This window comes from Paenibacillus sp. FSL H7-0943 (assembly GCF_037963265.1).
GTDB lineage: Bacteria > Bacillota > Bacilli > Paenibacillales > Paenibacillaceae > Paenibacillus_AQ > Paenibacillus_AQ odorifer.
In genome coordinates, this window is record NZ_CP150148.1 from 3,657,234 (window position 1) to 3,671,402 (window position 14,169).

The window sequence follows — 14,169 nt, forward strand, 5'->3', positions numbered from 1 at the left end:
GGTTTATTGACTTAAAGTTACCTACATAGTCGCGCTATGATGGGGAAGGGATCCGTTCGGAGGTAAGTCACCACAGACCAGTCGGAAGGAGTGAAGAAGAAAGCTAAGAGAGCACATCGTTAACAGTGATTAGAAAATCTATTCTTTACCGATCGTTCTCAATATGTTACATTTACTATTAGGGAGGGAATCGAATGGCAAGAAGCAAAGAATTCGAAGAGAACGAAGTATTAGATAAGGCGATGAAGCTTTTTTGGGAACAGGGTTACGAGAAGACATCTTTGACAGATCTTGTAGAGCATATGGGAGTTCATCGAAGAAGTTTATATGACACATTTGGCGACAAGCATACGCTGTTTTTGAAAGCCATGGACCGTTTTCGCGATAAAGTGAATGCTGAGCTTTCAAGAGAAGTTAAACGTTCCAAGACTGCAACTGAGGCACTTCAGCTTATCTTTAGTTTCATAATAAATGGTGAAGAAGATTCGCCCTCAGGCTGTTTGATGGTGAATTCAGCGGTGGAATTAGCAATGCGCGATGCCAATGTGGATTTGAAGTCCATTGAATCGTTCACATTATCAGAGAAGCTGCTCAAAGATATTATTCTGTGGGGCCAGCAGGATGAAGAATTTAGCTTGGATTTCAATGCCGACGATCTAGCGGAACATCTGCATTCTGTTTTTGTGGGATTAAGGGTAATGACTAGGACCTCAGTGCCTAAAGAAAAATTACATCGAATAGCCGATTTATCAATTAAACTTTTATATAAGTAATTATTATTTAAATATAATTGCTTATGCATATTCTAGAATGATTGTTCTCATAACTGAGTCTTGTCTCGTTTAAAGATCTCTTTAAACGATCCTTCTTATATGTTTTTTAGAATGATCATTCCCATATAGTGAATAAACGATGAATAAAAGGAGTAACAAAAATGATAATTTCTGAACAAGTAGCATTTGTCACTGGAGCAAATCGAGGTTTTGGCCGCCATCTCACGCTGGAGCTTTTATCCAGAGGGGCTAAGGTTTATGGTGGTGCAAGAAATCCGGAAACCATTAACATTCCAGGCGTTATACCAGTAAAGCTTGATATTACCAACACTCAAGAAGTTGAAGCAGCTGTTATCCTCGCTAAGGACGTGACGCTTTTAATCAACAATGCAGGCTCAGCTACTGGCGCCACTTTGCTGGACGATGAGGTAGAAAAAATACATTTGGAGTTTGATACGCATTTCTTCGGTACGCTGTCCATGGTTCGTGCTTTTGCACCAATAATTGAAAAAAATGGGGGAGGATCTATTTTAAATGTTCTTTCCGCATTATCTTGGTTTAGTTCAGGAACTGTAGGTGCTTATTCAGCTGCAAAGGCTGCAGAGTGGGCATTGACGAACGATTTACGTTTAAATCTATATCCTCATAATATAAGAGTATCAGGATTACATGTGGGCTTTATGGATACAGACATGACAACCAGCTTAGAAGTCCCCAAAGCAAGCCCTGCAGATATCGCAAAAATAGCTATTAATGGCATAGAATCTGGCAGCTTTGAAATTATTGCTGATGATAACAGCCGAATGATACAAGGTGGACTTGCAGGTGGCGTTCCTGCACTGTACCCTCATCTTTCTTAATAACAATTTCATTTCTAATTTAATTCATAAAGGGGAATAATAAATGAACAAATTGTGGAGTAATACGAAAATTGGAAATATGGAATTACCTCATCGTTTAGCAATGGCACCTATGACACGTAGTAGAGCACAGAAGGACGGCACACCTGGAGAACTAAGCTCTCTTTACTATGCTCAGAGAGCATCTATGGGATTAATTATTAGTGAAGGTACACAACCATCTGATGATGGTCAAGGTTATTTAAATTCACCTGGCATCTATACTGAAAAGCAAATTGAAGGTTGGAAAAAGGTTACGGATGCGTTGCATGAAGCAGGTGGCTTTATGTATATACAATTAATGCATGTGGGCCGTATATCGCACCCCGACAATACTCCGCATCATCGACAAGCAGTTGCACCTTCTGCGATCGCACCTGGTGTAGAAATGTTTACTGCTAAAGGAATGCAGGAAATACCCGTCCCACGAGAGCTAAGTGAAGAAGATATTCAAAATACTATTGCAGACTTCCGAAGAGCAGCTGCAGCAGCTATTAAAGCAGGTGCTGATGGGGTTGAAATTCATGGAGCCAACGGTTATCTAATTAATCAATTTATTAGTGAAAATTCTAATAAACGAATCGATAAATACGGTGGATCTGTGGAGAACCGTGCTCGGTTTGCAATTGAAGTAACAAGAGCAGTCGTTGAAGAAATTGGAGCAGAAAGAACCGGTTTCCGTATTTCACCAGGAACACCTCTTGGTGGGATTGTTGAAGGCGCACAAGGACCAGAGGTTTATCGCCATCTTGTAAAAGAATTAGCTAATTATAATTTAGCATACCTCCATGTGATGCATTTAGGGAATGAAATACTGCTCCATGAAATTCGTTCAATTTGGACAAATCCATTATTGGTCAATCGAGTAGGGCGGGCACTTGAAGATATTAGTGTAGATATTGATAGTGGTACTGCTGATGTCGTACCAGTCGGTATCTGGTCTTTAGCTAATCCGGATTTTGTGGAACGACTAAAAAAAGGAACACCTTTAAATGAAGTTGATCCTAAAACATTATACTCTGGTAACGGAAGCTCAGGTTATACAGACTACCCTAGAATGGAAGAATTAAAAACTCAACATCAATAAGAATATGTGGAATCACAACTGGCGTACAACTGAAAATTGTACGCCATAAAATTTTCAAATGGAGAGGAAGCTGGCAGAACATGAGAGCTGCTCAAATACAATACTCAAAAGAAATTCATTTGGAAATAAACAATGTTAAGATACCGGAAATCGATAATCGTGAGGTACTCATTAATTTTAAATGGCAGTATCCGAATGATTACTGATTATGATTTCCCATTAACATTAGGTAATGAACTATCTGGTGTTATAGAAGCATGTGGTAAAGATGTTGTTAATTTTCAGGTTGGTAACCGAGTTTATACGAGGTTGCCGGTGAATAAAATAGGAGTTTTCGCTGAATATGTGGCGGTCAAAGATGAAGCTATATTTAAAATGCCTAAATATCGGATTAACTCGAACTTGTATCTCGAATATAAATTGACTGAATTAGAACAACATAAAAAATCCGTAGGCTATTACCTAATAGATATAGTATTTTTAATTGAAGAATTTTTTTGAAGATAGATTTTTTGTTATCATTATAGGGAGGATGACATCTATATTTATGTAGGTAACTTTTTGTCATTGTATGTCGGTGGACAACAACATAGTCCCATTAGAGCCCGCGCCAAGCGCGGGTTTTCTGTTTTAAGGGAGCAAGTTCTTGTCCTTTGCTCAGGACAAGAACTTGCTCCCATTGCCGATAATGGACAAGAATATGGTACTATTGCCGATTTTATGTTCATCTAATTTTCTGATCTGATTTTTGCAGGCTATACCTTAGAACATCCATAGCAGTAAAAACAGATCTTTGTTACAAGCAGAAGAAAAGTTGAAACGTTTCCAAAATAAATATTGAAACGTTTCCATTTTGGTGATATTATAATTTCCATAGAGAGGTCGGGGGTGTTAAATGACAAGTATTAAAGATGTTGCAAACTTAGCAGGCGTTGCTGTAGGAACCGTGTCCAGAGTCATTAACAACTCTGGCGCTGTAAAACCCAAGACACGCAAAAAAGTGGAGGAAGCTATACAAGAACTGAATTACTTCCCTAATGAAGTGGCCAGGAATTTCAAGATGCAGAAATCTAAGATGGTGGCTCTACTACTTCCAAGTATCTGGAATCCATTCTTTTCTGAATTGGCTTATTACATTGAGGATGAGTTGGACCGGGAAGGCTTTAAGCTTATGTTATGTAATAGTGGAGGCAAGCCTGAAAAGGAGCTATATTATCTGGAAATGCTCCGGCAGAACAAAGTGGCTGGTATTGTTGGCATAACTTACAACGATATCGAGAATAATGTAAGCAACGACATTCCGATTGTAAGCATCGACAGGCACTTTAACAAGAAGATTACCTGTGTGACCTCAGATAATTTTGAGGGAGGACGTCTTGCTTTAAGAGAGCTGGTGAAAGCAGGAGCCAGGAAACCGGCTTTTATGGGGAGTGTCACTTCCGTTTTCAGCGAAACCATGAACCGCAGGCAAGGATTTATTCATGAAGCGGAGGCTTTAGGCATCGATTATGTGATCTACGAGAAGCCGGATCCAATAGTAGATGACAATGCCTATATTAACGAGTTCCTCAACGAACATGGCGATGTAGATGGTATCTTTGCCATTACCGATATGCTCGCTGCCAGCTATATTGACAAAGCACGCAGGAAGGGCATTCGTATACCAGAAGATGTGAAGGTCGTCGGTTATGATGGTATTCAGGATAATCCTTATTTTCATCCTATTCTATCAACAATCAGGCAACCGGTGGAAGAGATGGCACGCATGACAATTAGACTGCTCTATAACAAGATTGATGGCATTCCTTTAGATAAACAAGTTTATCGTATCCCCGTTAAATTCAAACAAGGTGAAACTACATGATCCCCTTTAATCGAAAAACTTCAGCTCATTCTGTGGAAGCACGTTACTAACTGATGTTTTTCACTCTAAATTGGAAACGTTTCAAAAATAATTAAGATAGATCAGTTCTTATAAAAAGTTTTGGAAAACATGTGCACATCCGGGTGATTCTTGATAAAGATCTATCCAATGTTTTTTTCTAAATTCAAATTGGAAACGTTTCAAAAGTAATTAATTGTACACGAAAGGGAGAATACGCGTGAATTCAACAACTAACAGGGCGAATCATTCCATGATCAAACCAAAACGTAAACCATGGAGCAGGTTCAAACGCGACTACGAACTGTACCTGTTTTTACTGCCAATCATTATTCTTTACCTCGTATTTAAGTACTATCCGATGTATGGGGTGCAAATTGCATTTAAGGATTTCTCACCCAGCCAGGGGATCTGGGGAAGTGAATGGGTAGGATTTCAGCACTTTGTAGATTTCTTTAATTCCTATAACTTCTGGACAATCATCACAAACACGCTCTCACTCAGTTTTCTTTCGCTGTTATTTGGATTCCCGGCTCCAATCATCATCGCAATTATGCTGAATCAGATGCTGGGCAAGTCCTATAAGAAATTTGTACAGACTGTGATTTATGCGCCGCACTTTATCTCTACCGTAGTACTCGTTGGCATGCTTAATGTTTTTTTATCTCCAAACAGCGGAATCGTGAATCATATTATTACCTCGTTTGGCGGACAGCCTATTCTCTTCATGGCTGATGAGGGTTGGTTCCGTCCCTTGTATATCTTATCAGGAATCTGGCAGGAAACAGGCTTCGCCACGATTATCTATCTTGCTGCACTTGCGGGAGTCAATCCTGAGCTGCATGAAGCGGCCATTATGGATGGGGCGAGCAAATGGAAGCGTGTCTGGTATGTAGATATTCCCAGCATACTGCCGACGATCGTTATCTTGCTGATTCTCGCACTCGGCAACATTATGAGTATCGGTTTTGAAAAGGCTTTTTTGATGCAGAGTGATCTAAACTACGCCACCTCCAATATTATCCCTACCTATGTATATGAGATGGGGATTCAGAAAGCCCAATACAGCTTTTCTACGGCAGTCGGCCTGTTCAACTCCCTTATTAATATTATCTTGATCTTCACCGTTAACCGGATCGCTAAAAAGATGACAGAGACCAGTCTGTGGTAAGGAGGAGACGATTATGAATCAATTATTGAAGCGAAAGAGCAGAGGGGATGTATGGTTTGACATCATCAATTACATTCTGTTGACCATTATTATGCTGCTAGTATTGTACCCGTTGTATTTTGTACTGGTTGCCTCATTCAGTGACCCCAATTACATTTACTCCGGTGAGGTCTGGCTATTCCCGAAAGGCTTAACGCTGGACGGTTATGAACGGATATTCAGTGACTCCTCCATTTGGATCGGATATGGCAACTCCATTCTTTATGCAACGCTGGGAACATTAATTGGAGTAGCCGTGACAGTATTTGCAGCCTATCCGTTAGCCCGGAAGGATCTGGCCGGGAAGTCTTTGATTATGTGGTTTTTGCTGGTTACCATGTTTTTCAGCGGCGGGCTGATTCCCACCTATCTGCTGATTAAAGATCTGCACCTGCTGAATACGATGTGGGCGCTGGTCATTCCCGGGGCAGGCGGTGTCTTTAACGTCATTATTGTAAGAACCTTTTTTCAGTCATCCATACCAGACGAAATGTGGGAAGCGGCTTCAATCGACGGATGTTCTAACACCAGATTCTTCTGGAGCATCGTTCTGCCGTTGTCCAAGTCCATCCTGGCGGTAATGGTGTTATACCATGTGGTCGGCTTCTGGAACGGATTCTTCGATGCATTGATTTACCTAAATGATGAGAGCAAGTATCCGCTGCAATTAGTGCTACGCAACATCCTTGTCCAGAATCAGGTCAACTCCGGCATGATGATCGATGTGGAATCCTATGCAGCCAAGATGCGTGTGACGGAACTGATCAAATACGGGGTCATTATGGTATCCAGTCTTCCGCTGTTGATTTTGTATCCTTTCCTTCAGAAGTACTTTGTTAAAGGCGTAATGATTGGCTCCATCAAAGGATAATACTTTGACGCGGTACTTGAAAGGGGGGATGCACAGCGTATACAGAGCAATATATGAAAACAAAACAGGAGTAATTAGCTGGCGGGATGAACAAAAGGGAGGTTATCGAAAATGAGTTCTTTATTTAAAAATGCGGGGATTCTGGTATTAGCAGGAGCGTTTGCGCTGAGCGGATGTTCGGGTAACGGTAACGGGACAAACAATCAGGCGGAAAATTCCAATCAGAAAGACAATTTCAATGCAACCGGTCTTCCCGTTGTAAACAAACCAGTGTCGTTAAGAATGGTAGCCCCGAAGGCGGCCCTGGCACCAGAGTTCTCAGAGATGGAAATCTTCAAGCGGCTGGAGCAAGAAACCAACGTGAAGATTAATTGGGAGAACATTCCGGATACCGATTATACAGAAAAGAAAAACCTGCTTCTCGCAAGTGGCGATTTGCCGGATGCCTTCTATGCAGCCGGATTCACTGATTACGAGCTTATCAATTATGGTGAAGATGGAACGCTAATTCCGCTGGAGGATTTAATTGATCAATATGCGCCTAACCTGAAAGCGCTTCTGGAGCGTCGTCCTGATATCAAATCATCGATCACAGCGCCGGATGGGCATATCTACGGTCTGCCGTCCTGGGAAGAAAACAACCTTGGAACCAACCCTTTCTTTCACGTCATTAATAAAAGCTGGCTGGATAAGCTTGGCCTAAAAGTACCGGAAACGCTGGATGAATACACGGAAGCGCTGCTTGCCTTCAAAACAAAAGATCCGAACGGCAACGGCAAGCAGGATGAAATCCCGTTAAGCTTTATGCACATGCAGTGGTGCATGGATATTGCCGGACTATTCGGGGCCTTTGGTCTTCCGGATAATCTGGAACACCGTGTCGTCCGCGATGGAAAAGTCATTTTCACCGCAACTCAGCCTGAATATAAGGATGCTTTGAATTATTTCCATGAAAAATGGTATAAGCAGGGCCTGATTGATCCGGAATCCTTCACTCAGGATGCAGCACAGTATCTGGCCAAAGGTAAAACGACAGATGAGACGCTGGGATCTTATGTCTGGTGGGAAGCCGAAGAAGTTGTCGGAACCGAACGTGCCAAGGATTATGTGCTATTGTCTCCGCTTAAAGGCGCGGATAGCGAGCAGACGATTGGACGCGCTAATGGCGGCGGTCCGGGGCGCGGGTCTTTTGTCATTACCAAAGAGAACAGCAATCCAGAAATCACCATGCGTTGGATTGACCAGCAGTATGAACCTTACATGGCTGCTCAAATCCACTGGGGACCACTGGATGTCGTGTACAAGAAGGACGAAAACGGAAAACTGGTGAATTTACCGCTTCCTGAAGGAGCCTCAGCAGGTGAATTCCGACAGAAGGTTGCTCCGGGATCTGGTGCACCCGGTATCATTACTTTCGATGACTTCGGAAAAGTGGTAGATATGGAACCCCGGGCTCAGCAGCGAGCTGAGGACCTGGAGAAATACTACAATCCGTATATGGAAAAAGAAAACTATCCGAACATCTTCTTTGAGCCGGAGGAACTGGACACCATCAATAAGATTGAGCCGGAACTGATTAAATATGTAAATACCCAAAGAGGAAAATTCATTGTGGATGGCGGCGCAGATGAGGCGTGGGACAACTACATTAAAACACTGGAAAAGATGGGCCTGAATGAACTGATGGAGATCTATCAAAAAGGGCTGGATCGCTATAATGAAAATCTGAAAAAATAAATAGAAGTTAGGTGGGGAGAAACTGTGCTTGATGTCATCGCTATAGGGGAAGTATTGATAGACTTTACACCTGCAGGCAGGACGACTGGGGGGAATGATCAGTTTGAATGCAATCCGGGGGGAGCTCCGGCTAACGTAGCCGCAGCGCTATCCCGCCTGGGGGCCAGATCAGCACTGATCAGCAAAGTTGGGGAAGACCAATTCGGTTTATTGCTGCAAAATGCTCTGCGTAACAGCGGGGTAGATGTAACAGGAGTTTCGGTTACCAATGAAGCGAGTACAACGCTGGCCTTTGTCCATCTGGACGATCAGGGGGACCGGTCCTTCAGCTTCTTCCGGAAACCGGGGGCGGATACCTTCTTACACTCGCAGGATGTTCCGCTGGCGCGGATTGAAGCATGTCAGGCGCTGTATTTTGGTTCGTTGTCGATGACCCATGAACCTGCTCGCACGGCTACCAGGACGGCAGTTCTTAAGGCGAAGGAAGCAGGAGTTCTACTGTCGTTCGATCCTAACATCCGGTTTTCTTTATGGGAGAGCAAGGAAGAAGCCAGACAGAATATTTTTTGGGGCCTGAATTATGCTAATATTCTGAAAATCTCAGAAGAAGAGCTTTCTTTTATAACCGGAACTAGTGATGTTGAACAGGGTTCACAAGAGCTCCAGCAGAACTTCGATATCATGCTCATTATCGTCACTCTAGCGGAAAAAGGCTGCTATTACCGTTTGGCTGGTCAAGAGGGATATGTACCGGGCTTTAAGGTCAAGACCATTGACACAACAGGAGCCGGTGATGCTTTTCTGGGCAGTATGTTATTTAAGATTCTGGAAAGCGGAAGCTCTTTACAGGATTTGACCAAGCTGCAAATCACCAACATGCTGACCTTTGCCAATGCCGCCGGAGCGCTGGTAACCACACGAAAGGGGGCTCTTGGGTCCATGCCAACGACAGATGAGATTAACGATATGATAGAGTCAAAAAAACAATTCAATGATGAGCGGTTCAGACCGGGGTTTCATTTCACACCTCCCTCAAACTGGGCAAACGATCCCAACGGATTAGTCTATTATGAGGGAAGCTATCATCTATTCTATCAACATCATCCTTACGGTAATAAATGGGGACCAATGCACTGGGGCCATGCTGTCAGTGAAGACCTGATTCAATGGGAGCACGCGCCTATTGCTCTATTCCCGGATGAGCACGGAGCGATCTTTTCGGGATGCTGTGTAGTGGATTGGAATAACAGCAGCGGCTTATTCGAAGATTCAGATGGACTGGTCGCGATCTTTACGCATGCCGATAACCATTCGGACACGGGGCAGCCGCGCCAGCGGCAGAGCCTGGCTTACAGCAGCGATAAGGGCAAGACCTGGCATAAGTATGACGGAAATCCGGTGCTGATCGAGGAAGAACTGATAGACTTCCGGGACCCTAAGGTGTTCTGGCATCCGCAAAGTGAACGGTGGATTATGGTGATTGTCGCTGGAGATCATGCCCTGTTCTACGCATCCGAGAATTTGCGTGAATGGTCGCTGACCGGTGAATTTGGTATAAATGAAGGGTCACATGATGGCGTCTGGGAATGCCCTGATCTGTTTCAACTGCCGGTGGATGACACCGGGCGTTCAAAATGGGTGCTGATCATCAGCATCGGAGATAATCCCAATTGTCCAGAGGGATCGCGTACGCAATATTTTATTGGAGAGTTCGATGGAAAGACGTTCATCAATGACAATCCTGCGGATCATATACTGTGGCTAGACTATGGAAGAGATAATTATGCGGGAGTTACCTGGTCCGATATTCCGGAGCAGGATGGACGCCGCGTAATCATCGGATGGATGAGCAACTGGAAATATGCCAACGAGACGCCTACCGGCTCCTGGAGAGGTGCAATGACTTTGCCCCGCGCCTTGTCCCTGACTAGTAAGAACGGAAGTGTCGTGCTGAGCCAAATGCCTGTCCGGGAAATAGAGCAGCTGCGTAATGAATCTATGAGCTGGAACGATGTCACAGTTACGCCGAAGACTCCTTTTATACAGCAGACGAATAGTGATCTGTTAGAAATTAAAGGAGAGATTGATATCAAATCCGGGGACGAGATATGTATCCATCTGCAATCTGGCGGACAGCAGAGCGAAATTATTATCGGATATGACCCTGCTAAGGAATGGCTGTTTACCGACCGTTCAGAAAGTGGTCTGACTGATTTCCACCCGGCGTTCGCAAGCCGTCACGGTGCCAGCCTGGCCGCTACGAACGGTAAGCTTAAGCTGCACATCTGGCTGGATCGCAATGCAGTTGAAGTTTATGCGGCTAATGGTCTGGTTGTGTTAACCGATCAGATTTTCCCGGATGCTCCGATTGAGAATATTCAGATAAGTACACAATCAGGACAGGTTGTCCTGAACTCGCTTCAAATCCATACGCTGAAGTCCATACAGATTCCGAGTGTTAGCACAGGGCAGTCTTCAGGGAGGAATGAGGCATGAGTAGCCAAGTCGGTAACCGGGGACTAATGATGCATTGGGCTTTTGATGAAGGGACCGGAGCGAGCGCTATGGAGAGCGTCACTAAGACGGTAGATGAGATTCATTATGTATTCAACAACGCAGAGTTTACCGACCCTTGTACTCCGCTGTGGAGACAGGGGGTAACAGGAAGTGGTCTCCTCTTCGATGGTTACTCAACATATATTGCTCATTCTGTCCACGGAGAAGAGTGTAACGGAGAGCCGGAATTTCTATCGGCTCTCAGCATTGGGGTTTGGGTTGCCCCGCGCACCTATGAGTGGGGACATGAAGGCAAACTGGCTGCCATAGTGAACCGCTACAATAACAAGGCTAAGCAGGGATATCTGCTTGGCATGTTCCGTCACGGCTCCTGGTCCTTCCAAATCGGGCTTGAGGGAGGAGAATGGAAGGAAATCTGGTCGCCGGACGGCTATGAACTTCCTAAGAATGAGTGGTCTTATGTGAACGCTATATTCGATGGAGAAGAGGGTGAAATCAAGCTGTTCCTGAACGGCACCGAAATCATATCGGCAGCGGTGCCCCGCGGTTCCCGCCTGGCTGAGGCGTTGGACACGGATCTGTTCATCGGCAGGAATAATCACAGCAGCAGGCTTGCCGAAGTGTTCAGCCTTCATATGTTCAGCGGGATCATGGATGAGTTGAAGATTTATAACCGTGCCCTAAGTAATGAGGACGTAGCAGCTTTTTATCAGGAAGTGTTGGATTCCGCACATGGAGGCGTCCGGCCGCAATTGAGATATGACGACATCAAGCTGGATCGTACACCTCTGCTTACGGATCGGCACAGACCGCAGTATCATGTCAGCCCGCCGGCACATTGGATGAACGAGCCTCATGCGCCAATTTATTTTGAAGGGCAGTATCATTTGTTCTATCAGCACAATCCGCAAGGACCGTACTTTCATCATATCCATTGGGGACATTGGGTGAGTGAAGATCTGGTGCATTGGCGTGATCTTCCTGTAGCGCTGGCACCTGAGAAGGATCAGCTCGCACCGGACGGGATATGGTCTGGAAGTGCAACCTATGATGCAGAGGGACTGCCAGTGCTGTTCTTTACGGCAGGCAATGATAGTGCTTCACCGAATCAGAGCGTCGCGCTTGCCCGTAGCACTTATCCGCAGGATGGAGACCCGGATCTCATTACGTGGATTAAACACCCGGTGCCGCTCATCGTGCAGCAGAAGGGAATGGGTGCATTCGGAGATTTTCGGGACCCGTTTGTGTGGAAGGATGAGAACGGCTGGTATGCCCTGGTCGGGTCAGGGATTGAAGGCGAAGGCGGGGCAGCGCTGGCATTTACCTCGCAGGATATGCTGAATTGGACATACAAAGGGCCTTTCCATCAGGCGGATATTCAGAAGTTCCCTTATCTTGGACCCATCTGGGAGTTGCCTGTACTTCTTCCCTTAGGCACTGACAACAAGGGGGAAAACAAGCATCTTCTGCTGGTTAGTCCTGTAGGAAAGGGTGCCGATGTTGAGGTATTCTATTGGATCGGGCAGCTGGATCAAGACAATCTTTCATTTATCCCGGATCTAGAAGAACCGCAATTGATAGATGTCGGTGATTTCCATTTTACCGGTCCGAGCGGCATGGTTGATCCGAAGACTGGTCGAAATATCGTCTTTACGATTGCACAGGGTGATCGTACTTCTAAATTGGAATACCAGTCAGGCTGGGCTCATAACGGCGGCTTGCCGCTAAACGTCTATTTGCGGGAGGATGGGCGGCTGGGAGTCGAGCCGGTTCAGGAGCTAGAGTCGCTGCGCGGTGGGAAACGATTATCGCTCCGGGACACGTCATTGGCTGAGGTAAATGTACAGTTGAGGGATGTTCAAGGCGACATGCTTGAGATTCAATTGGAACTGGATCGAGGCAGTGCCACACAACTCGGAATCAAAGTCCGGTGTACACCGGATGGAGAAGAGGAAACGTTGCTGTATTATGATTTTAATGAAGCTAAGTTCCTTGTCGACCGTACGAAAACGACACTGCATCTAGGTGAAAAGTGTAGTGGGGTTCAAGGAGGGAAGCTGGAATTGTTAGGAGAGAATCTGAAGCTGCATATCTATTTGGACCGCTCCATGGTCGAAGCCTATGCCAACGGTTTGAAAAGCCTGACGACCCGGGTTTATCCCAGCCGTAAGGATGCATTAGGGCTTGAGCTCTGGGGAGATGGTAAGTCATTGGTGAAGTCCATGGAAATATGGGATATGAAGTCTATTTGGTAACGCGGGGCGCCCAGGCGCTCCTTACCCCATGAAGAAAAAAAACGCCTCAAATAAGTAAATCGCTAAATGGAAGCGCTTTATTTTGGCGTGAATAAAAAGTGACTAAGGAGGCTTGTTAATGAGGGATGCCAACAGTAGTAAATCTTGGATCTTCAAAATGGTTGTTGGGGTTATGGCTCTTCAGCTTATGACTCCGGCAATCCAGGGTACAGCCGCAGCAGGAGTTGTATTGGAAGGTGGGGAAGCTTCTGATCTAAAGGCGGACATAGGATCGTCAGTTACAGATACGGTCTACCAAAATACAAGTAATGGTTTGGGATCATCCGTAACGGATACGGTCTATCAAATTGAGAATCCAGGCTTTGAAACTGGAGATATGTCAGGCTGGACGGTTGTCAAAGGCCAAGCGTTCGGTCAGGACAGTGTATCGGACGAAACCACTTGGTGGGGAGAACAAATTCCGTACAACCAGGAAGGTTCCTTTCATTTAAATGGCTGGAAGCATGACGAGGCTGCGACTGGCGTGCTTCGTTCCAGCACCTTCAAGCTAGGCGGCAGCGGCTGGATCAGCTTCAAGCTTGCCGGTGCAAAAAATCCAAAAAAGGCATATATAAATATCGTGGAAGCCGAGACAGGGCAAGTCATTGCCCGGTATGGCAATAGCGCCTTCGCTGACGTTGGCTTCCCAAATCCCGATCAGGGCTTGCGGCTTGCCAATATGGAGCAATATAAGGCGGATCTTTCCGAATATTTGGGCAAAAGGCTGTATGTGGAGATCGTTGACAATGCAAACTCGGATTGGGGCGTGATCTTTGCGGACGCCTTTTTCATGTACCATGAAGCCGAGCCGGCTGAAGGAATCGCCGCCACGGACATCAAGCCGGATTTCAAACGCCACCCCATCGTTTGATGGTGCATATGTTTCCATATGCTCTAAC

General features: G+C 45.2%; 10 protein-coding genes and 1 pseudogene. All 11 read left to right on the forward strand.

Annotated elements, in window-relative coordinates:
• The first annotated feature begins 194 nt into the window (after window positions 1-194).
• The 11 genes and pseudogenes from NSQ55_RS15910 (at window position 195) to NSQ55_RS15960 (ending at window position 14,141) form a co-directional block, all read left to right on the forward strand.
• Window positions 195-773: a TetR/AcrR family transcriptional regulator gene (locus NSQ55_RS15910; RefSeq protein WP_076133021.1), complete on the forward strand. Its 579-nt coding sequence runs from the start codon at window positions 195-197 to the stop codon at window positions 771-773.
• 161 nt (window positions 774-934) lie between these two features.
• Complete coding sequence (locus NSQ55_RS15915; RefSeq protein WP_076133019.1) at window positions 935-1,633, forward strand: SDR family oxidoreductase; 699 nt, start codon at window positions 935-937, stop codon at window positions 1,631-1,633.
• Window positions 1,634-1,676: 43 nt separating this feature from the next.
• Window positions 1,677-2,759, forward strand: a complete 1,083-nt coding sequence (locus NSQ55_RS15920) for an alkene reductase (RefSeq protein WP_076184865.1) — start codon at window positions 1,677-1,679, stop codon at window positions 2,757-2,759.
• An 80-nt stretch (window positions 2,760-2,839) separates the two neighbouring features.
• Window positions 2,840-3,143 (forward strand): annotated as a pseudogene (locus NSQ55_RS15925) (alcohol dehydrogenase catalytic domain-containing protein); the annotation flags it as partial.
• A gap of 511 nt (window positions 3,144-3,654) precedes the next feature.
• Complete coding sequence (locus NSQ55_RS15930; RefSeq protein WP_076184863.1) at window positions 3,655-4,623, forward strand: LacI family DNA-binding transcriptional regulator; 969 nt, start codon at window positions 3,655-3,657, stop codon at window positions 4,621-4,623.
• A gap of 271 nt (window positions 4,624-4,894) precedes the next feature.
• Window positions 4,895-5,812 carry an ABC transporter permease subunit gene (locus NSQ55_RS15935; RefSeq protein WP_175617341.1) on the forward strand — a complete coding sequence of 306 codons (918 nt, stop codon included), beginning with the start codon at window positions 4,895-4,897 and terminating at the stop codon, window positions 5,810-5,812.
• 13 nt (window positions 5,813-5,825) lie between these two features.
• Entirely contained in the window at window positions 5,826-6,722 is an 897-nt protein-coding gene (locus tag NSQ55_RS15940) for a carbohydrate ABC transporter permease (RefSeq protein ID WP_076184861.1), read from the forward strand.
• 111 nt (window positions 6,723-6,833) lie between these two features.
• Window positions 6,834-8,459, forward strand: coding sequence for an ABC transporter substrate-binding protein (locus tag NSQ55_RS15945; protein WP_076184860.1), 1,626 nt, complete (start codon window positions 6,834-6,836; stop codon window positions 8,457-8,459).
• Window positions 8,460-8,483: 24 nt separating this feature from the next.
• Window positions 8,484-10,955, forward strand: coding sequence for a PfkB family carbohydrate kinase (locus NSQ55_RS15950; protein WP_076184859.1), 2,472 nt, complete (start codon window positions 8,484-8,486; stop codon window positions 10,953-10,955).
• Entirely contained in the window at window positions 10,952-13,231 is a 2,280-nt protein-coding gene (locus NSQ55_RS15955; protein WP_076184858.1) for a GH32 C-terminal domain-containing protein, read from the forward strand. The genes NSQ55_RS15950 and NSQ55_RS15955 overlap by 4 nt, the downstream gene beginning before the upstream one ends.
• 118 nt (window positions 13,232-13,349) lie before the next feature.
• Entirely contained in the window at window positions 13,350-14,141 is a 792-nt protein-coding gene (locus tag NSQ55_RS15960) for a hypothetical protein (protein ID WP_076184857.1), read from the forward strand.
• Window positions 14,142-14,169: the final 28 nt, after the last annotated feature.